This window comes from Bradyrhizobium sp. KZN70725 (assembly GCF_055264925.1).
The window spans coordinates 126804-146059 of sequence record NZ_JBUYWT010000004.1 but is presented as its reverse complement, the minus strand read 5'-3'; the positions used below and the strand labels follow the sequence as shown (position 1 = coordinate 146059).

The 19256-nt window shown below is 65.6% G+C and carries 17 protein-coding genes and 1 pseudogene; 9 read left to right on the top strand and 9 right to left on the bottom strand.

The features are described from left to right. Window positions 1-49: 49 nt before the first annotated feature. The 4 genes and pseudogenes from scpA (at window position 50) to ACZBJS_RS05505 (ending at window position 4944) form a co-directional block, all read left to right on the top strand. Window positions 50-2206 (top strand): methylmalonyl-CoA mutase, encoded by a 2157-nt coding sequence (scpA, locus tag ACZBJS_RS05520; protein ID WP_463438486.1) that lies wholly within the window; start codon window positions 50-52, stop codon window positions 2204-2206. A gap of 73 nt (window positions 2207-2279) precedes the next feature. Continuing rightward, window positions 2280-2992 (top strand): annotated as a pseudogene (locus tag ACZBJS_RS05515) (RsiV family protein). A 315-nt stretch (window positions 2993-3307) separates the two neighbouring features. Further along, window positions 3308-4300, top strand: a complete 993-nt coding sequence (meaB, locus tag ACZBJS_RS05510; protein WP_076833131.1) for a methylmalonyl Co-A mutase-associated GTPase MeaB — start codon at window positions 3308-3310, stop codon at window positions 4298-4300. Next, the gene (locus ACZBJS_RS05505; RefSeq protein ID WP_229192050.1) at window positions 4297-4944 is read left to right on the top strand and encodes a pyroglutamyl-peptidase I; all 648 of its coding nucleotides are present in this window, start codon (window positions 4297-4299) and stop codon (window positions 4942-4944) included. Before meaB ends, ACZBJS_RS05505 begins: the two co-directional genes overlap by 4 nt. Before the next feature lie 32 nt (window positions 4945-4976). On the opposite strand, the gene ACZBJS_RS05500 is transcribed toward ACZBJS_RS05505, so the two are convergent. Beyond that, window positions 4977-5267 carry a hypothetical protein gene (locus ACZBJS_RS05500; protein WP_057015652.1) on the bottom strand — a complete coding sequence of 97 codons (291 nt, stop codon included), beginning with the start codon at window positions 5265-5267 and terminating at the stop codon, window positions 4977-4979. Window positions 5268-5795: 528 nt separating this feature from the next. Between ACZBJS_RS05500 and ACZBJS_RS05495 the strand changes: the two genes are divergently transcribed. Then, window positions 5796-7169 (top strand): TIGR03808 family TAT-translocated repetitive protein, encoded by a 1374-nt coding sequence (locus tag ACZBJS_RS05495; RefSeq protein ID WP_463438485.1) that lies wholly within the window; start codon window positions 5796-5798, stop codon window positions 7167-7169. Between the two features lie 77 nt (window positions 7170-7246). Here the strand turns inward: ACZBJS_RS05495 and ACZBJS_RS05490 are convergent, their stop codons facing one another. The 5 genes from ACZBJS_RS05490 to ACZBJS_RS05470 all read right to left on the bottom strand — a co-directional run bounded on the left by ACZBJS_RS05490 (window position 7247) and on the right by ACZBJS_RS05470 (window position 11303). Beyond that, window positions 7247-7741: a TIGR03809 family protein gene (locus ACZBJS_RS05490; RefSeq protein WP_141339549.1), complete on the bottom strand. Its 495-nt coding sequence runs from the start codon at window positions 7739-7741 to the stop codon at window positions 7247-7249. A 553-nt stretch (window positions 7742-8294) separates the two neighbouring features. After that, window positions 8295-9506 (bottom strand): S8 family serine peptidase, encoded by a 1212-nt coding sequence (locus tag ACZBJS_RS05485; RefSeq protein ID WP_463438484.1) that lies wholly within the window; start codon window positions 9504-9506, stop codon window positions 8295-8297. 18 nt (window positions 9507-9524) lie between these two features. Continuing rightward, on the bottom strand, window positions 9525-9980 hold the full coding sequence (locus ACZBJS_RS05480) for a hypothetical protein (protein ID WP_463438483.1): 456 nt from the start codon (window positions 9978-9980) through the stop codon (window positions 9525-9527). A gap of 37 nt (window positions 9981-10017) precedes the next feature. After that, window positions 10018-10737: a hypothetical protein gene (locus ACZBJS_RS05475; protein WP_050387103.1), complete on the bottom strand. Its 720-nt coding sequence runs from the start codon at window positions 10735-10737 to the stop codon at window positions 10018-10020. Beyond that, the gene (locus ACZBJS_RS05470; RefSeq protein WP_016843228.1) at window positions 10734-11303 is read right to left on the bottom strand and encodes a sigma-70 family RNA polymerase sigma factor; all 570 of its coding nucleotides are present in this window, start codon (window positions 11301-11303) and stop codon (window positions 10734-10736) included. Before ACZBJS_RS05470 ends, ACZBJS_RS05475 begins: the two co-directional genes overlap by 4 nt. 417 nt (window positions 11304-11720) lie before the next feature. Between ACZBJS_RS05470 and ACZBJS_RS05465 the strand changes: the two genes are divergently transcribed. Both ACZBJS_RS05465 and ACZBJS_RS05460 read left to right on the top strand, forming a co-directional pair. Further along, complete coding sequence (locus ACZBJS_RS05465; protein ID WP_463438482.1) at window positions 11721-12869, top strand: GGDEF domain-containing protein; 1149 nt, start codon at window positions 11721-11723, stop codon at window positions 12867-12869. Window positions 12870-12925: 56 nt separating this feature from the next. Then, window positions 12926-14032, top strand: a complete 1107-nt coding sequence (locus ACZBJS_RS05460; protein ID WP_076833113.1) for a DUF2336 domain-containing protein — start codon at window positions 12926-12928, stop codon at window positions 14030-14032. Here ACZBJS_RS05460 and ACZBJS_RS05455 read toward each other — a convergent pair. Together ACZBJS_RS05455 and ACZBJS_RS05450 are read right to left on the bottom strand one after the other, a co-directional pair. Beyond that, window positions 14029-14667 carry an NrsF family protein gene (locus ACZBJS_RS05455; protein ID WP_076833110.1) on the bottom strand — a complete coding sequence of 213 codons (639 nt, stop codon included), beginning with the start codon at window positions 14665-14667 and terminating at the stop codon, window positions 14029-14031. The genes ACZBJS_RS05460 and ACZBJS_RS05455 overlap by 4 nt on opposite strands. Window positions 14668-14669: 2 nt before the next feature. Beyond that, window positions 14670-15215, bottom strand: coding sequence for a sigma-70 family RNA polymerase sigma factor (locus tag ACZBJS_RS05450; RefSeq protein WP_076833573.1), 546 nt, complete (start codon window positions 15213-15215; stop codon window positions 14670-14672). A 49-nt stretch (window positions 15216-15264) separates the two neighbouring features. Between ACZBJS_RS05450 and ACZBJS_RS05445 the strand changes: the two genes are divergently transcribed. Then, the gene (locus tag ACZBJS_RS05445) at window positions 15265-16224 is read left to right on the top strand and encodes a hypothetical protein (RefSeq protein ID WP_225641783.1); all 960 of its coding nucleotides are present in this window, start codon (window positions 15265-15267) and stop codon (window positions 16222-16224) included. 124 nt (window positions 16225-16348) lie between these two features. After that, window positions 16349-17128 (top strand): enoyl-CoA hydratase, encoded by a 780-nt coding sequence (locus ACZBJS_RS05440; RefSeq protein ID WP_253640287.1) that lies wholly within the window; start codon window positions 16349-16351, stop codon window positions 17126-17128. A 75-nt stretch (window positions 17129-17203) separates the two neighbouring features. Here the strand turns inward: ACZBJS_RS05440 and ACZBJS_RS05435 are convergent, their stop codons facing one another. Next, window positions 17204-19075, bottom strand: a complete 1872-nt coding sequence (locus ACZBJS_RS05435) for an acetyl-CoA hydrolase/transferase C-terminal domain-containing protein (protein ID WP_253640288.1) — start codon at window positions 19073-19075, stop codon at window positions 17204-17206. Window positions 19076-19256: the final 181 nt, after the last annotated feature.

Here is a 19256-nt window from a genome sequence, read left to right as displayed (position 1 = left end):
AGCTACAGCGATTGATCGAACGCAATCGCCAGTTTGAGGAAGCCCAGGGATGACCCGCATTCCCAATTTCGCCGATGTCGCCTTCCAGCCCGTGGCCAGTACGGCCCCGGCTGCGAGCGCCGAGCCGTGGCTGACGCCCGAGGGCATCCCGGTGAAATCCGTCTACGGCGAGGCCGATCTCGAAGGCATCGACTTCCTCGAGACCTGGCCGGGCATCGCGCCCTATCTGCGCGGCCCCTACCCGACCATGTATGTCAACCAGCCCTGGACCATCCGGCAATATGCCGGCTTCTCCACGGCAGAGGACTCCAACGCGTTCTATCGCCGTAACCTCGCGGCCGGACAGAAGGGCCTGTCGGTCGCCTTCGACCTCGCCACCCATCGCGGCTATGACTCGGATCATCCGCGCGTCTCCGGCGACGTCGGCATGGCCGGCGTTGCGATCGATTCCATCTACGACATGCGCACGCTGTTCGCCGGCATCCCGCTCGACCAGATGAGCGTGTCGATGACCATGAACGGCGCGGTGCTGCCGATCCTCGCGCTGTTCGTCGCGGCTGCCGAGGAACAGGGCGTGCCGCCGGAGAAACTGTCGGGCACCATTCAGAACGACATTCTGAAAGAGTTCATGGTGCGCAACACCTACATCTATCCACCTAGCCCCTCGATGCGGATCATCTCCGACATCTTCGCCTACACCTCGCAGCGGATGCCGAAATACAATTCCATTTCCATTTCCGGCTACCACATGCAGGAAGCCGGCGCGACGCAGGACCTCGAGCTCGCCTATACCTTGGCCGACGGCGTCGAATATCTGCGCGCCGGGCTTGCCGCGGGCCTCGACGTCGATCGTTTTGCCCCCCGCCTCTCTTTCTTCTGGGCGATCGGCATGAACTTCTTCATGGAAGTCGCCAAGATGCGCGCCGCGCGGCTGTTATGGGCCAAGCTGCTCCGGCAGTTCAACCCGAAGGATCCGCGCTCGCTGTCGCTGCGCACCCATTGTCAGACCTCGGGCTGGTCGCTGACCGCGCAGGACGTCTTCAACAACGTGATGCGCACCACGATCGAGGCGATGGCGGCAACCCAAGGCCACACCCAGTCGCTGCACACCAACGCGCTCGACGAGGCCCTGGCGCTGCCGACCGACTTCTCCGCGCGCATCGCCCGCAACACCCAGCTGTTCCTGCAGCAGGAGAGCGGCACCAACCGCATCATCGATCCCTGGGGCGGCTCCTATTATGTCGAGCGGCTGACCCGCGATCTCGCGCAGAAGGCCTGGGGGCACATCCAGGAGGTCGAGGCACTCGGCGGCATGGCCAAGGCGATCGAGGCCGGCGTGCCGAAGCTCAGGATCGAGGAAGCCTCCGCCAAGACCCAGGCGCGGATCGATGCCGGCCGCCAGGCGGTGATCGGCGTCAACAAGTTCAAGCCCGAGAACGAGAAGCCGATCGACGTCTTGAAGGTGGAGAACTCCACCGTGCGTCGGCTGCAGATCGACAAGCTGGCGCGGCTCAAGAAGGAGCGCAACCAGAAGGACGTCGATGCGGCGCTCGCCGCGCTTACCCGCTCGGCGGGCGAAGGCAACGGCAATTTGCTGGCGCTGGCGATCGACGCCGCTCGCGCCAAAGCCACCGTCGGCGAAATTTCGGACGCCATGGAAAAGGTGTTCGGCCGCCACCGCGCCGAGATCAAGTCCATCACCGGCGTCTACAAGCGAGAGGCAGCGGCGATGTCCAACAAGGTCGAAAAAGTGCAGGCCCTGATCGATGCGTTCGAGGAGGCCGAAGGCCGCCGCCCGCGCATCCTGGTGGCGAAAATCGGCCAGGACGGCCATGACCGCGGCCAGAAGGTGATCGCATCGGCGTTCGCCGATGTCGGCTTCGACGTCGATATCGGACCGCTGTTCGCAACCGCCGACGAAGCTGCGCGGCAAGCGGTCGAGAACGACGTCCACATTCTCGGCGTCTCCTCGCTCGCCGCGGCACATCTCACCGCGGTGCCCGAACTGAAGGCCGCGCTGAAGAAACACGGCCGCGACGACATCATGATCATCATCGGCGGCGTGGTGCCGCCGCAGGATTACGACGCGCTGTATGCCGCCGGCGCCGAGGCGATCTTCCCGCCCGGCACGGTGATCTCGGATGCCGCCGAGGAGCTGATCCACAAGCTCAACGCCCGGCTCGGCCATAGCGCTGCAGCGGAGTAACGCTGCCGCGCTTGCCCCCTGCCACCTGGAGTTTTTCATGCGCGCCGATCGCTTGATGACGCCTGCCCGCATCATGGCTTTTACCGGCCTGCTGGCCTGCCTCTGCCTGCCCGCCATCGCCGCCGATCCGAAGCCCGACGCGTCGATCAAGAATGCGAGCATCGAGGCGAGCGTCTATCTCGACGACAGGATCAAGGCAGATAGTGCGCTGGCGGCCGATTGCCTCGCCGAAGGCAAGACGTGGATCGACAAGAATGCCGCCGGTACTCGTTCGAACGCAAATACTCGGAGCGCTCCGTCGTCGACGGCCGCTATGTGAGCGTGCTGCGCGATGACTACATGGACACCCACGGCGCGCATCCGAACTCCGACGTCAACACCATCCTGTGGGACACCACCGCGAAGAAGCGCATCAGCATCCGCCCGTTCTTCACCGAGACCGCAGACAACGGCCCAACCCTGACGGCGATGCGCAAGGCGGTCATCGCCGCGCTCAACGCCGAGAAGAAGCGGCGCGATGCCGGCGAGACCGCAACCGCCGAGTGGTACAAGGAGATGAAGCCGACCCTGCTCAAGATCGGCGCCGTGACGCTGGCGCCGTCGACCGAAGCGGGCAAGAGCTCCGGCCTCACCTTCCACTACCCGCCCTATGCCGTCGGCCCCTACGCCGAGGGCCAATACGTGATCTTCGTGCCGTGGGAGACGCTGAAACCCTATCTGACACCGGAAGGCGCAAAGATCTTCGCCGGCGCACGGCCGAAGGGCGATGCGGACGAGCAGCAATAGTTCGTAGCCCGCATGAGCTGAAGCGATATGCGGGGCCGGTTTCCCCTGACATCGCGGAGCCTGTCATCGGGCGCGCGTTCGCGCGACCCGTTGGCTCACCCGGGCTACGGGTGTCTGCACGATTTCTGGATAATGGAAGAATGCCGCTGAGTTGCCCGACGTGTCAAGTAGCCTTGTCGCACGTGCCTTGTCGAGCGCCGGCGGCCGCCGGCACCTTTGCATGGGGTTGTTTTCGACATTTTGGCAGTGCGCCCCTGCGACGTGCCGATCCGCGTTCCCCTCGCCTGCCATGGCCAGCCGTTGTAAACCAACACCATGACCTCACCGAAGCCTGCCGCTCCCGACATCCGCGCCCTCGCCAAGGACCTCCGTGCCGGCCACCGTGCCGCGCTGGCGCGGGCGATCACGCTGGTCGAGAGCCGGCGCAGCGACCACCAGGCGGCGGCGCGCGAGCTGGTGCAGGCGCTATTGCCCGACACCGGCAAGGCGGTGCGGGTCGGCATCACCGGCTCGCCCGGCGTCGGCAAATCGACCACCATCGATGCGCTCGGCATGTTCCTGATCGAGCGCGGCCACAAGGTCGCGGTGCTGGCGGTCGATCCCTCCTCGGCGCGCACCGGCGGCTCGATCCTCGGCGATAAGACCCGGATGGCGCGGCTCGCCGTCTCCGACCAGGCCTTTATCCGTCCCTCGCCCTCCTCGGGTACGCTCGGCGGTGTCGCGGCGAAGACCCGCGAGGCGATGCTGCTGTGCGAGGCGGCCGGCTTCGACGTCGTGCTGGTCGAGACCGTCGGCATCGGCCAGTCCGAGACCGCGGTCTGCGATATGACCGATTTCTTCCTGGCGCTGATGCTGCCGGGTGCCGGGGATGAATTGCAGGGCATCAAGAAGGGCCTTGTCGAGCTCGCCGACATGATCGCGATCAACAAGGCCGACGGCGACAACCTCAAGCGCGCCAACCTCGCCGCCGCCGACTATCGCAGCGCGCTGCACATCCTGGCGCCGCGCTCCGAGCATTGGCATCCGCCGGTGGAGACCTATTCCGCGCTGACCGGCGCCGGGCTCGACCGGCTCTGGCAGAAGATCCTCGACCACCGTACCGCGATGAACGCCTCGGGCGAGTTCGCCGGCCGCCGCCGGGAGCAGCAGGTGAAGTGGATGTGGTCGATGCTGGAGAGCCGGATGATGGCGCGGCTGCGCTCGGATGCCGCGATCCGCGCCAAAGTGAAGAAGATGGAGGCCGAGGTCGCCGGCGGCCGCATCTCGCCCGCGGTCGCGGCCGAACAGATCGCGGAGATGCTGCATTGAGCGGCAGGCTGCGCATCCTCGTCACCGGCTTCGGGCCGTTTCCGGGTGCGCCGTTCAACCCGACCATGCCGTTGGTGAAGCGGCTGACCGCCCTGCGCCGCCCGGCCTTCGACGACGTCGCGCTGTCGAGCCACATCTTCGACGTCACCTACGCGGCCGTCGATCGCGAATTGCCGGAGCTGATCGCAGAACACCGCCCGCAGGCGCTCTTGATGTTCGGCCTCGCCGGCCGCACCGACTATCTGCGGATCGAAAGCCGTGCCCGCAACGCGGTGACCACGCGCTTCCCCGACGCCGGCCGCCAGCATGCACGCAAGGGATCGATTGAGGGCGGCGCCGATGCGCGCATGTTCGGGCCTCATACTGAAAAATTACTGCGCGCCGCGCTGGCGACCGGGATCGACGCGCGAGCCTCGCGCGACGCCGGCAGCTATCTCTGCAACTATCTGAGCTGGCGCGCGATCGAGGCCGTCAACGGCGACAATGACTTGCGCCTCGCGCAATTCGTCCACGTCCCGCCGCTCGCCCATGACGGCACGGCTGCACCCGGCAAATCATCGATCACGCTGGAAGCGCTCGTCGATGCCGGCGAGGCCATGCTGATGGAGCTGGTGAAACTGACCCGGCAGGCCTCGCGCGCGTGAGCGCGCGGATCGGGCGGTGTAAGTACACGTCCCTAGTTGGCATCCTCCAACTCACGCGTGCGCAAGCTGCGCATCATTTCAATGAACTCAGGCTCCGCAGGATCGATCTTGCGGAATCTGTAAGGCTCGAACCCAATCATCGGAGGAGGTAGCGCGACGCCCGCTAGCCCGACGGTCAGACTCCCCGTCCAGGTCGTCCCGATGAAATTGACACGGTAGATGCGCCCCTTGTGCAGCAGATGATGGATGGGCACTACCGGCCCAATGGCTCCTTTCTTCGGGCCATTGTCGATGCAGACAACCAGGTCTCCTACGTCAAACACCGGTCTCTCCTCTCAAGCCAGCGGGCGAGCAATATTCCAGACGCGTCAACCGTAGACCCCAGCAAAGACTAAAATTGGATCGAATGACGAGGTCTGCAACGGGTTGAATTCAGTGTCGTCCCGGCGAACGCCGGGACCCATAACCACGAAAGATCATCGTCGCTGCGATGATGAGTCGCGTTCACAACACAAGCCGCGGCGTATGGGTCCCGGTCTTCGCCGGGGCGGCCTGGGAAGGAGTCGTGGGCCCGCATTCTCCCCGGTGTCAGGCCCGCGAAGGCGGGCATCCAGTACGCCGCGGCCTCTCGATTCAAGCACCGGCGGCTCTGGAATTCTGGATTACCCGCATGCGCGGGTGACGACACCGAGGAACGACTGTTTGACAACGTGAATCGGTTGCACCCGCGATTAACCCTACCGCCAACAATCGCCGCGCTGCCTCGGCGTGTTCACCATGCCGCGCCGCCTTTCGCGCTACCACTCGACCCGCGAACGTCACCGCTCGCGAATGTTGCGAGGGCCTTGCCCATGGACGTCAACCGCCGCCATCTGATCGGAGTAACCGCCGCCGGCGCAGCCGGCGCGCTTGCGATGTCGCCGGACGCCGCGCGTGCCGCCGCGCCATCGACCGGCTCGCTCGGCCGCGACGTCACGCAATATGGCGTGCACCCCGGCAGCCCGGACGACCAGACCCGCAATCTGCAGCGCGCGATCGACGACGCCGCGCGGGCGCAGGTGCCGCTGGCGTTCCCGCCCGGCGTCTACCGCACCGGCCTGTTGCGGCTTGCGCCCGGCAGCCAGCTAATCGGCGTGCGCGGCGCCAGCCGGCTGGTGTTCAACGGCGGCGCCTCGCTACTGGAGGGCGAAGGCGCCGGCGGCGTCGTCCTGATGGGCCTCAGCTTCGACGGCGGCAACGTCCCGCTGCCGAACCGGCGCGGCCTCGTGCACTGCCTGTCCGGCCGCGACATCCGCATCACCGATTGCCGGTTCACCGGCAGCGGCGGCAACGGCATCTGGTTCGAGCAGATGTCGGGCGACGTCAGCAACAACGTCTTCACCGACATCGCGACCACGGCGCTGGTGTCGTTCGACGCGCTCGGCCTGATGGTGTCGCGCAACACCATCAAGGGCACCAACGACAACGGCATCGAGATCCTGCGCACCGCGATCGGCGACGACGGCTCGATCGTCGCAGACAACCGCATCGAGGACATCAAGGCCGGCCCCGGCGGCTCCGGGCAGTACGGCAACGCCATCAACGCCTTCCGCGCCGGCAACGTGATCGTGCGCGGCAACCGCATCAAGAACTGCGATTTCTCGGCGGTGCGCGGCAATTCGGCCTCCAACATCCACATCACCGACAACAGCGTCAGCAATGTCCGCGAGGTCGCGCTCTATTCGGAGTTCTCGTTCGAGGCCGCGGTCATCGCCAACAACACCGTCGACGGCGCCGCGATCGGCGTCTCCGTGTGCAATTTCAACGAGGGCGGCCGCATCGCGGTGGTCCAGGGCAACATCATCCGCAACCTGCTGCCGAAGCGCCCTGCAGGCACCGACCCGAACGACGGCGCCGGCATCGGCATCTATGTCGAGGCCGACAGCACCGTGACCGGCAATGTGATCGAGAACGCGCCGACCTTCGGCATCGTCGCCGGCTGGGGCAAGTACCTGCGCGACGTCGCGATATCAGGCAACGTAGTCCGCAACGCCTTCGTCGGCATCGGCGTCTCGGTGGTGCCGGGCGCCGGCACCGCGCTGATCAACAACAACATGATCTCGGAACCCCCCCGCGGCGCGGTGGTCGGGCTCGACCATGCACGCCCGATCACGCCGGATCTGTCGGCAGGCGGCGCCCAGCAATATGCGCAGCTCGTGGTCGGCGCGAACGCGGTGCGGCGCTAGATCCGGAAAAGGGCGAAGCGGTTTTTCCTCGCGACAAGCACGGAGATCATGCTCAAAAAATAAGCGAGAGCGGTCGCCTACAGCGCGTTGCGCAGCAGCGGATAGCGCCGCTGGATGGTGTCGAGATCGAGCACCGGCGGCGGCGCAGCCGGAGCGGGCATTTCCAGCGGCGGCGCGTCGGCGACCGTGGGCGGCTGCTCCAGCACCTCGGCCGCCGTTTCCAGCGCGGCCGCGACCGCTTTCATCGCCGCCTCGGCCAAGACCGAGGCCTCCGGCCGGCGCTCGAGCGGCGGCGAGATGTGGGGCGGCGGCAGTTTCGACCTGCCGCGGCCGAGCCAGGACAGATCGATCGGCGAATTGTCGAGCGAGGCTTCGCGGGTCAGCAATTCGCGCCAGATGTCGACCGCGGCGCGGGCTTCCCTGATGTTCTCGAGAAAGGCCTGCTCGCTGTGATAGCGCCGCCAGCGCCCGGTATCGAACAGTTCGGTAAGGTGCTCCAGCCTTTGCTCGGCGAGGTTGCACCAGCGTGCAACGATCTCCTGGCCTCTGGCCACGTCGGTCCGATGTGTCATTCAAATTGCCCGCAGGAAAAGAAACGGACGCAGACGCAACCGAACGAACCGAACCGAATCAACTGGACGCGACGCCGATATTCTGTGGAAAAGGTAAATAAAGTCTAACTAAATTCTTAGTCGCAAACGGGCGATCGAAGAAGTCCGCTCTACTACGGAGTTTCTCGCTCGAACTGCCTCAAGTCATCGACTTGCCGTGGTGGCGATGCGCACCGCTCCTGGGGCGGAATGATCCACAGCAAACCGTCGCAGCCGTCGCGCGTTTGCCCATCCCGTTGCGATCGGTCGGCGCCATCGCGCCGCGCACCGTCGAGTCCGTCACACAAGGGACCCCCAAAATGAAAGACCCGTCCGGGGGGACAACCGGACGGGTCAAAGCCATATGGGCGCTTGGGGTGGATGGGCGCTCGCGCCTGATATAGCCGGGGAGGGATAAACCGCTCCCACACACATAAGTCGTGAGAGGAAGGCGGACGTTCAAATCGCCGGCGATTTTTTTAACCTTCTCGCGCCGCGGTTCCATCGCACCGTTGCCGGCGTTCGGCGTCGAAAATCACTGCGCAGCACGGCGATTTGCAGCGGAATCCTCCGATGCGATCGACGGCGCGGGTTCATTCGACGTGCGGCTCACGGAAGTGTTATTGCCGTCGGCCTGCTGTGCAGGCTGCGACGGTTTGTCCGCGGCAGAGGCAACGGGAGCACTGGTGGCCGCCATCACCGCGGCAAGCGCATCCGCTTCCCCCGCACCGAACAGATCGTCACGTCCAGGTGTCCCGAGATCGCGCGCCGTGCTGGCCAGGACCCGTCGCACCTCGGCGGGCTTCAATGCCGGATTGCGTTCCAGCACCAAGGCCGCGATGCCGCTGACGAACGCGGCCGAAAACGAGGTGCCCGACATCAGCTGGTATTTGCCATCGGGCACCGGCGCGAGGAGGTCGGCGCCCGGGGCCGCCAGCGCGATATGGCTGCCGCGGTTCGAGGCCGCCATCAGCCGGTCGCCGGCATCGGTGCCACTCACCGCGATCACATCGGGATGGGCGGCCGGATACAGCGGCGGCGATGTCGGACCGGCATTGCCGGCCGCGGCGACCAGCACGACGTCCCGTGCCGCGGCGGCTGCCACGGCGCGTCCGACAAGTGCGTCCTGCGGTCCGGCGAAGCTCATGTTCACGATCTGCGCGCCATGCGCCACCGCGTAGTCGAGGCTCCTGAGGATCACATAGGAAGTGCTCCCGGCGCCGCCCGCGACCGCACCGAAGGCGCGGATCGCCAGGATCCGCACTTCCGGCGCGCTCCCCGTGAGCCTGACACGCGCCGCAATCGCGCCGGCAATGGCGGTGCCGTGGGCGTTTGGAGCATCCTTGCTGCCGAGCGCATCGAACGTATCGGCGACCGTGTTCGCCAATTCCGGATGGGCGGCGTCGACGCCGGAGTCGATCACGGCAATGGTGACATTCATCCCGCGCGCCAGCTTGTGAGCCGCGGGCAGATGCAGCTGTGTCTGGGCATATTGCGCCGGATCGCTGCCGCCCGACGCCTTCTGGTCCTGCAGCGCGTAACGGTAGTTGGGCTGTACGGAGCGGACGCCGGCATCGCTTGCGAGCTCGCGGCTCGCCGTTTCGGCCGAACGATTGCCCAGGATGCGGAACAGGCCGATCGTCGCACCCAGCAGCGCGACATTCTGCGAGGCGATCCGCCTCAACCCATGACGGCGTGCGAGTGCATCTGCTTCCGCCTCCGTCAATGCACCGTCGATTTCAGCCACGAGCTCATTTGGCACGGTTCACACGCTCGACGCATCCTGTGCACGCAAACTGCCGCCACCGCCGGCCCTGCCCTTCCGCGTTGCGCCCTTGCCGCCGTTGCCGGCGACCGGCCGGTCGGAACATTGGCCTCGATCGCCGTCATCGCAATTAGCGGAGAGACGGGGCGCGGGGCGCACAGGGGGCGGCACGCGCGGTCGCGGCCCATCGTCGGTCCACGACGTGGCCGGGCCACGGTCCACCGATAGCGGCGGCATGCGGCCAACTGGGCCGCCGAACCCGCCGGCGGGATTGCCACCAAGCTTTCCGATGCCGGGATTGGCCCGCAACCCGGGCGAGACCTGTGGCGCGCCGCCACCGGTCGGCGATCGCATGAAATTCTGGGCGGAGGCGGAGCCGGCAACACAGACCAGCAACAATGCTGTGGCTGCGGCGATCGCGTGGTTCGTCGATCTGGTCCGGCCGTTGGCGGCCATGGTGACCTCAACTCGGCGCAGAACCGTCAGCCGCCGATTACGGCGTTTCGACCGCGAGGCTGACGATCTTCTCCTTCTGCAAACGCGCAATCAGCGCAGCGACGCTGCTCTTGTCCATTGCGCGGAACTGCAGCCGGAACATCCCGCCCTTCCCGTCGAGGATCGAGGCCTGGTAATTGTCGAGCAGCGACGTGATGTCGGCGACCCTGGCATCGGGTGTGAAGCGCACCAGTAGCCGGGTCGGCGTCGCCGCCACGCTGGCGCCAAGGTCGCGCGTGATCGGCGCACTGGGCGCGACCGGCGCACTGCGCTCGGCGACATCGAGCGACGCCGTCTGGAACAAGGCCGGCTGGCTGCGCATCAGCACCGCGCCGATCACACCCGCCTGCAACAACACCACGACCGCACCGAGGCCGGACGACCACGCCAGCGTCCGCGGCGACAATTTCGAAAAGAACTCCGAGACAGAGGCCGACATGCGCGCGCCCATCGACGGCTTGTGCTCCGGCTCGGCATCGATCGCGGCGAACAGCTTCTGCATCGCGCGCGCCGAGGGCGCACCGAGGCTCTCGTTGAGGCCGATGGTCTCGGCATATTCCTCGCGAATGACGGCATATTGCCGAGCGAGCTCCGGATCGCTCGCAAGCGCGTCCTCGACGCGGCGCGTGTCACGCGCGTTCAGCGTGCCGGCCGCGTGCCAGGGCAGCAGCATCTCGATATCGTCAGGCTCTTGCACCTTTGTTCTCGCAGCCATCATGGCCAACCTCGCTCGACACCGGCTGCCTTCAGCAACTCGGCAAGTTTCTTGCGCGCATAGAACAGGCGCGTCTTCACGGTATTCTCCGGAATCCCCACGATCTCAGCGACGTCTTCCACGGATTTCTCGTGATAGTAGACAAGATCGACAATTTCCCGATGTTCCGCCGATAGTCCCGTCAGGCACCTACGCAGCGTGTCACCGGTGTCCTTCTTCTGCACCACCGTTTCCGGATCGTCGGACGTGTCCTCGATCGCGTTCGCGGCCTCATCGTCCAGCTCGGCGTCCTTCCTTCGCCGCAGCGAAGACAACGCCTTGAACCGGGTAATCGCCAGAAGCCAGGTCGAAACGGCGGATCGTCCCTCAAACTTGCCCGCCTGACGCCACACGTCCAGGAAGACCTCGCTGATGAGATCTTCCGCCACCTGTTCGTCCCGCACGAGCCGAAGCCCGAAGCGGTACACCCTGACATGGTGCCGCCCGTACAGCACCTGCATGGCAAGCCGGTCGCCTTGAGCGATCCGAGCGATCAGAACGTCGTCTGAAGCCGCCTGTGTCGCGCTCAATGCCCGTCTCGCAAAGTTGGTCTGAAGGGGGCGGTGCGTGGTTCGACGCGAGAGCCAAGATTCTTCACATTACGGCAATGTCCGCACTGCATGTGTGATCTATGCCACAGTCGGCGCTTCCAATGAGAAAAAATCAGCCGAGACTCGATAAACGGTATCATAATAGTGGAAACTCTCGCGGACAGGCACCATCCGGCGCGACCATACCAAGGCTTTATCGGCACGCCAGCACCGTCACGAAGTCCGCCACAGCGCAGGCTTGCCGCACATCGCTCCCGTCTCGCCTCTGCGAACGGATTCCCCTTACGAAACAAGGGCGATGACCGGGCTACACCGGGGTAGATTCGGTTCCAAAAGATACCAAACCTAAAGGCTTTCCCACGTAGATTTTCGCCGGACTTCACCAATGGCGAGACCATGGGCAGCGCTGCGTCGTCACTTCCCAGTCCGATCGCGGGCGCATCGGAAAGCGGCCGTCCCAGGCTGACGGCCGAGCGCCTGGCGCGCCGGGCCAAGCAGCGCCGCCAGATCCAGTCGATGATCGCGGCCTGCTTCGTGCTCGACGCCGTCGTGCTGCTGATCTACGCGCATGGCGGCACCACGTCGGCTTGGGTGGCGGCCGCCTACGCGCTGACCGGTCTGTCTTTGGTCGCCGTCTATGTGGTGCTCTCCGAGCGCGGCTTTCACGAGCGCTTCCGCGACCACTATCTGGTCGCGCCGCAATCGGCGATCAACATGGTGAACCTGCTGGTGTTCACCTACATCGCGCCGGAAGTCGGCGTGCTGTTTCTCTGCAACCTGTTCGTGGTGTTCGGCTTCGGCGCGCTGCGCACCTCGGCGCGGCAGACTGCGATCGTCTGGACCGTCATGGTGCTGGGCCTCGCCGCGCTGTTCCTCGGCACCGACAAGGCGATCGGGATGCCGACCGCGACCCGGATCGATCGCCTCGCCACCATGCTGGTGTTCGCGCTGACGATCGGGCGCTGCATGTGCCTCGGCATCTTCTCCAGTTCGATGCAGCAATCGCTGTACCAGAGCAGGCTGAAGCTGAAGGAAGCCTACCGGCGCATCGAGGAGCTCGCGGAGCTCGATGAACTGACCGGCGCCTCCAATCGCCGCAGCATCATGCGCACGCTCGAAGAGGAGATCGCGCGCTGCGCGCGCAACGGCAGCTCCTGCGCGGTCGCGCTGATCGACCTCGACCATTTCAAGCGCATCAACGACGTCTACGGCCATCCGATCGGCGACGAGGCGCTGCGCACCTTCGCCATCGGCATGTTCGCCAACCTCCGCAGCGTCGATCGCTTCGGCCGTTACGGCGGCGAGGAATTTTTGCTGGTGCTGCCCGACCTGTCGCAGGATCAGGCGATGCGCGCGCTCGAGCGGCTGCGCGCGATCATCGCCAATCTCGACTGGAGCGCATTCTCGCCCGGCATGCGGGTGACGATCTCCGCGGGCGTCACGACGCTCAAGCCGCGCGAAAACTCCGATACGTTGCTCGCCCGCGCCGATGGCGCGCTTTACGCAGCCAAGGCCAGGGGACGCAACCGCATCGCCAGCGGCTGAAATCCTTTTCCTCTTCGGCGCCGGAGAAGCCGTCGCCGCCGCTCCAGGACAGAGTCATGAGTTTGAAGCCCGAGACCGCTCCCGAAAGTCTGCTCGATGAGCTGCAGACGACGCTCGCACACGGCACCGTCGCACGCCGCGTCGAGACGCTGCGCCGCGTGACCGACCTCTTCATCAACGGCTCGGTGAACTATTCCAACGAGCAAATCGTGCTGTTCGACGATGTTTTCCAATGCCTGCTCGAGCACATCGAAAACTCGGCCAAGGCGCTGCTCGCCGACCGCCTCGCCCCGATCGATACCGCACCGCCGCAGACCATCCGCACCCTTGCCTTCGACGACCTGATCGAGGTGGCGGGCCCCGTGCTGACGCTGTCGCCGCGGCTCGACGACGACACCCTGATCGAAACGGCGCGCAGCAAGAGCCAGGCGCATCTGCTCGCGATCTCGAACCGCAAGACGCTGAGCGGCGCCGTCACCGACGTGCTGGTGCTGCGCGGCAATGACGAGGTGATCCAGAGCGCGGTCAACAATCCCGGCGCGGAATTCACCGAGCGCGGCTTCACCCGCCTGGTCAGCCGCGCCGAGGGCGACGACAACCTGTCGACCTGCGTCGGCCTGCGCCCGAACATCCCGCGGCATCTCTATCTCAAGCTGGTCGCCAAGGCCTCGGACGCGGTCAGGCAGCGGCTTGAGGCTGCCAATCCGCAGCAGGCCAAGGAGATTCCGATCGCGGTGAAGGAAGCGACGCGGCGCGCGCGCTCGGCGCCGGCCGCCGTGACGCCGAACACCACGATCGCGCATGCCTTGGTCAAGTCGCTCTACCAGGATGGCCGGCTCGACGAATTCCAGCTCGCAGCCTTCGCCGAGGCCGGCAAGTTCGACGAGACCAATGCCTCGCTCGCCGCGCTCGCCAACGTCTCGGTCAGCGTCGCCGAGAACATGATGATCGAAACCCGCGCCGAGGGTGTCATGATCCTGGCCAAGGTCTCGGGCCTGTCATGGTCGACGGTGCGGGCGATCATCAACCTGCGCGACGACATCTCGGGCGGCGAGCCGACCGATCTGCAGGCCTGCAAGGACACCTATGAGCGGCTGCGGCCGTCGACCGCGCAGCAGGTGCTGCGCTTCCATCGCATGCAGCAGTCCGCGCCAGCGGCCTAGTAGCGTAGCGCCCGGTTTCCCATCAGTGCGCCGACGCTCGCAACGATCGCGGTCGCCAGCGTGTACCAGGTGGCGACGAACAGCGGCGAGTCATCCGTGCAGTGCGACGCGTAGACGGTTGCCGCGAGCCCCGCCGAGAGCAGGCCGGCTATCGCACCCGCGACCGCCGGCCGCGCCGGCGCGCCCTGCCGCAGCCCGTACAGCGCGCCGACCAGCAGCGGCAGCGACATCGCGGGGATCGCGGTCATGCAGGCCATCGAATTCTTGCCGATCAGCCGCGTCATCATCGGCGTCCGCTGCGGCATCATCATCTCGCCGCTGATGGCGGCGACGAGGATGCCGGCGGGAATCAGCAGCCACCAGCCGAAGCCGCGCAGCGAAGCCTCCGGGCGCGACAGATGCAGGCTGACCGCGATCGCCGAGGCGGCAAGCGCCAGCGTCACGGCGAATTTCAGGTCGAAGAACGGATTGTGCATCGCGATCATCACGTCGGGCCGCACGCCGAGTTCGGCGAAGAAGATCAGGAGCGAGACCGGCGCCGCCGCCAGTAGCGCCAGCATCAGCGCAAGACCGATCGGACGCGCGCGATAGGCATTGTCGGCGGCCAGGGTTCGAATGAGTTGATCGGTGTCCATGCTCATCGATCCCGTAATTTCGCAGTGAGGCTCGCAAGCCCGCGATGCAGCGCGACTCGCACCGCGCCCTCGGTCATCGAGAATTTCGCCGCGGTGTCCTTGATCGAGGCGCTGTCGACCGCAATCGATTGCAGCACCTCGCGCTGCCGCGCGGGCAAAGCCTGCAACTGGGCGCTCACCTCGCCCGGTGAGGCCGTCGGTTCCGGTGTTTCCCCGGGCAGCGTCTCGGCGAAATCATCGATGTTGACGAAGATCCGCTTGCCGCGGCGGCGCAGCGCGTCGATCAGCTTGTTGCGCGCGATCGCGAACAGCCACGGCGCGAACGCCGCGCTGGTGTCCCAGGTCTGTCGCTTCAAATGTACCGCCAACAAGATGTCCTGCACGATGTCCTCGGACTGATCGACCGGTTGTCCCGCGCGCGCCAGGCCGCGGCGCGCCGCAGCACGGAGTACCGGCGTGATGGCCTTGAGCAGGCGATGGTACGCCGCATCATCGCCTGAAATGGCCGACCGCATCAGGCCGGTCCATTCATCCTCACGTTCGCGCACGCAGGCTCCTGAATTGCAATTCGGCCGATCTTTCAGTTCGTTACGCGGCATGCCAGACGATCACGAATTCGTGATCTCTATCCTCCAGCAAGACCGCGCCGAGGATCGGCCTCAAAGAATCGCTCCGGCGGGTTTCCAGACGTCACGGCTCATAACACCGATCGGTCCGACAAGCATCGGTGCTGCTGCCGTCGATGGGCCACTGGGAAGAAATTGCCCAGCTTTTGCCCCCGGATGCCCGAAGATTCCCTTTTTCTGCCCCGGTGTGGACACGCAGCGGGGTCTCTTTTCGCCCTTGGGCGGGCGACATGGGGAGATCATCAAAATGAAGATCAAAGCCAGCGGGCGCTTGGCATTGATGGTTGCGACAGGACTGACAGGGCTTCTTGTGTGTCTCGCGGCTCCGTTGCCGGCGCATGCGGCCGGATCGGACGCATCGGCATCGAAATCCGACAGCGCAACGACCGACAAGTCTGCCGAGCAGAGTTCGCGGCATGGCCGGCGCTCGGCACGCCACCGGTCCTCCAGGACCGCTGACAAGACCGCCGACAAATCCGACAGCAAGAAGGCCACCAATAACGACGCCGGCAGGGTCACCTCGGCAGGCATTCCCGCCACCGTCGCCAACGCCAATGCGGAGCTGACCTCCGGCGACGACAATGCAGCGGCGACGCCGGTGAAAGCCAATGTGTTGATTGCCGCGGCCGACAAGCCCGCAGACCAGTCCGACGGTAATGTGGTCGCATCCGACCAGCTCAACGAGGTCGACCGAGCCCTGCAGCAGGAGCAGCCGGCGGAACAGCCGCAGCCGGCCCAGCCGCAGACCGCTCAACAGGAGGCATCGCCGGCGCCGCCGCCGACGGTTGCCGTGGCTGCACCCAAGCCGGCCCCGGTTCTGGCGAGCAGCGACAGCGCGAGCTGGGACCAGACCTCGCTGATCGGGAAGATCTTCATCGGGTTCGGCGCTTTGCTCACGGTGGCCTCCGCCGCGCGCATGTTCATGGCCTAGCGGAGGCACCTGCGGTGCGGCGCGGGGGGCGCCGCACCGCAGCCCAAAGCCTCGTTTCAGCCACTTGAAGCGCATCCCGTCAGCGGGCACATTGCCCGGCAAATCAGGCACGGGGTTTGCGTCCATGGCTACGTTCGAATTCATCATTGTCGAAAGCAAGGGACCAGTCGGCGTCATCACGCTGAACCGGCCGAAAATGCTGAATGCGCTCTCGTTCGGCGTGTTCCGCGAGATCGCCGCGGCGGTCGACGATCTCGAGGCCGACGACAAGATCGGCTGTATCCTGATCACCGGCAGCGAGAAGGCCTTCGCGGCCGGCGCCGACATCAAGGAGATGCAGCCGAAAGGCTTCATCGACATGTTCAACAGCGATTTCACCGCCATCGGCGGCGACCGCGTCGCCCGTTGCCGCAAGCCGACCATTGCCGCGGTCGCGGGTTATGCGCTCGGCGGCGGCTGCGAGCTCGCGATGATGTGCGACATCATCATCGCCGCCGACACCGCCAAGTTCGGCCAGCCGGAAATCACCCTCGGCACCATTCCCGGCATCGGCGGCACGCAGCGCCTGACCCGTGCGATCGGTAAGTCGAAGGCGATGGACCTCTGCCTGACCGGGCGGATGATGGATGCGGCGGAAGCCGAGCGCTCGGGCCTCGTGTCGCGGATCGTGTCGGCCGACAAGCTGCTCGAGGAGGCGCTCGCGGCAGCCGAGAAGATCGCCTCGATGTCGCGTCCGGCCGCCGCGATGGCCAAGGAAGCCGTCAACCGCGCGTTCGAGACGCCGCTCGCGGAGGGCATGAATGTCGAGCGCAACCTGTTCCACTCGACCTTCGCGCTCGAGGATCGCTCCGAGGGCATGGCGGCGTTCATCGAGAAGCGCAAGCCGGTCAACAAGAACCGCTAAAGCATGATCCGGAAAAGTGCGAAGCGGTTTTCCGGACAAGACCATGCTCAGACAACAGGCTAAGGCGCGATGATCTCATCGCGCTTTAGCCATTCGGCTCCGTTGCAAGGCCGCGGTGACGAGCGCGCGATAGGCGCGCTGGGCGAAATGCGTCGGCTTGTCGAGACCGAGCCGCGCCAGGCATTCGCGGTCGGCGGCATCGGGCGGATGCCGCATGCCCTGCCACAGCAGGCCGGCGAGTTGCAGCGGCGTGTGCTGCGCCTGCTGCAAGATCTGCAAGGCCGGAATCAACCGCTGCTCGACATCGGTGAAGTCGCTGCCGAACGGGAATGACGGCAGCAGCCCGGCATCGCGCGCGGGCCTCAGCGCATCGCCGATGCGCTCGGGATAATTTTCGCGATGCGCCGCAGGAATCTCGTAGCTGCGTTGCAGCTTGCCGGCATCCTTTGCCCGCCGCATCAATTCGCCCTGGAAGCGGGAGTCCGAGACCTGCAGCATCGCGGCGATCACGTCGGCATCGGATTTCCCCCTGACGTCGGCAACGCCATATTCCGTGACAAAGACATCGCGCAGATGCCGCGGGATGGTCTCATGTCCATAGGACCAGCGGATGTTCGACTGCGCTTGCTTGCCGGACTGACGGGTCGCCTCCAGCGCCAGCACAGAACGTGCGCCCTCGAGCGCGAATGCTTGCGCCACAAAATTGTACTGACCGCCGACCCCGCTCACGACCTGGCCGTTCTCGAGACCGTCCGAGATCGCAGCGCCGAGCAGCGTCGCCATCATCGCATTGTTGACGAAGCGCGCATCGACCCGGGCGCGACGCTTGCCGTCCTCGTCGCCGAAGATCTCGTTGGTGAAGGAAACCGGCATCATCTGGATTCGCGCCAGCTGCTCCGGTGCCATCTCGCGCAGCGCCCGGTAGAATGATGGCGGGCCCAGGAAGAATGCGCCGTGCAGGATCACGCCGCCGACCTCGCGCTTGAGGATGCCGGCGTCGATCAACCCGAGGAACGCCTCGAACAGCATCTCGCTGACGCCGTAGAGACCCTTTTCGAACGACCCGGTCTCGGCCGCGGCGAGTTGCCCGGTACCGGGCGCAAGGCGCTGCATGATGCCGTGGAATTGGGCGTTGTCGCGATGGCGGACCACGAGCCCCTGCGCCAGCGCGTCGCCGACCTGCCCGATGCCGATCTGCAACGTGCCGCCGTCGCGGACCAGACCGGCGGCGTGCAAGCCGATCGCATATTTGGTGTCGCTGATCGGCTCGGACGGCGGCGCGAACAGCGGGAAATCGGTCTCGGGACTGTCGAGCACCGCGGCGAATTCATCCGCCGGCAGGTCGCCGGCGCCGGGCATGAAGGGCAGCTCGGAATTGACCTGGCCGATCAGCTTGAACGACGCCCGCCCCTGCGCACGGGCGCTCAGCACGTCGAGCGTGGTGTCGGTGTTGCAGCTCAGGCTGTAGCGCGGCACGCCGTCGACCATGCGCTTGGCAACGAGCTGAGGCACGACATTCAGTCCGCGCGACAACAAATATGACGCCGCATGGGTGTAGTTGGCGGAAATGTAGTGCTGTTGCGCGAATGGCTGGTGCAGCCACTGCCCCGCGAGGAAGAAGAACTCGATCACCTTGATGTTGGGCGGAAGTGCGCCGTGATGCAGCGCATCCGCGTAGGCGAGATCTGGATAGCCGCCGAACAGGCGATCGATCACCGGTCCGATGAAGCGCCGTTCGAGCAGGCTCTTCGGCTTCGGCTTTTCCAGCGTCAGCGCGGAGAACAGCGTCAGGTTGATGGAGCGGTCGGCCACTGCTCGCGCATACAGCGCGTTGACGATGTGGTTGGCCTTGCCGAGGCCGAGCGGCAGCCCGACCACCAGTTCGGTTCCGACGTCACGAATGATGTGCTCCGCGATCGCCTCGGGGTCGGAGAAGAATATCGGCATCAGCAATGGACCCGGAAGAGACGGTGGATAACCGGCATCGTTGAATCGACGGCCGGCGGTTCAAACTTATACTTCATATGACCGATACGTGCGCCTGTGACGAACCGGCAACAGACAAGAACTGAAATGATGTGCAGATGTCGCGCGGCGGTTTGTCTGTGGCGGCACCGCCCCGTAAACA

Excerpts from the sequence above, each read along its gene's own strand:
- ACZBJS_RS05480 (WP_463438483.1), bottom strand. The coding sequence starts at position 9,980 with ATGGCCGCCAACGGCCGGACCAGATCGACGAACCACGCGATCGCCGCA.
- scpA (WP_463438486.1), top strand. The coding sequence starts at position 50 with ATGACCCGCATTCCCAATTTCGCCGATGTCGCCTTCCAGCCCGTGGCC.
- ACZBJS_RS05440 (WP_253640287.1), top strand. The coding sequence starts at position 16,349 with ATGGCTACGTTCGAATTCATCATTGTCGAAAGCAAGGGACCAGTCGGC.
- ACZBJS_RS05495 (WP_463438485.1), top strand. The coding sequence starts at position 5,796 with ATGGACGTCAACCGCCGCCATCTGATCGGAGTAACCGCCGCCGGCGCA.
- ACZBJS_RS05490 (WP_141339549.1), bottom strand. The coding sequence starts at position 7,741 with ATGACACATCGGACCGACGTGGCCAGAGGCCAGGAGATCGTTGCACGC.
- ACZBJS_RS05460 (WP_076833113.1), top strand. The coding sequence starts at position 12,926 with ATGAGTTTGAAGCCCGAGACCGCTCCCGAAAGTCTGCTCGATGAGCTG.
- ACZBJS_RS05455 (WP_076833110.1), bottom strand. The coding sequence starts at position 14,667 with ATGGACACCGATCAACTCATTCGAACCCTGGCCGCCGACAATGCCTAT.
- ACZBJS_RS05475 (WP_050387103.1), bottom strand. The coding sequence starts at position 10,737 with ATGATGGCTGCGAGAACAAAGGTGCAAGAGCCTGACGATATCGAGATG.
- ACZBJS_RS05435 (WP_253640288.1), bottom strand. The coding sequence starts at position 19,075 with ATGCCGATATTCTTCTCCGACCCCGAGGCGATCGCGGAGCACATCATT.
- meaB (WP_076833131.1), top strand. The coding sequence starts at position 3,308 with ATGACCTCACCGAAGCCTGCCGCTCCCGACATCCGCGCCCTCGCCAAG.
- ACZBJS_RS05445 (WP_225641783.1), top strand. The coding sequence starts at position 15,265 with ATGCCAGACGATCACGAATTCGTGATCTCTATCCTCCAGCAAGACCGC.
- ACZBJS_RS05465 (WP_463438482.1), top strand. The coding sequence starts at position 11,721 with ATGGGCAGCGCTGCGTCGTCACTTCCCAGTCCGATCGCGGGCGCATCG.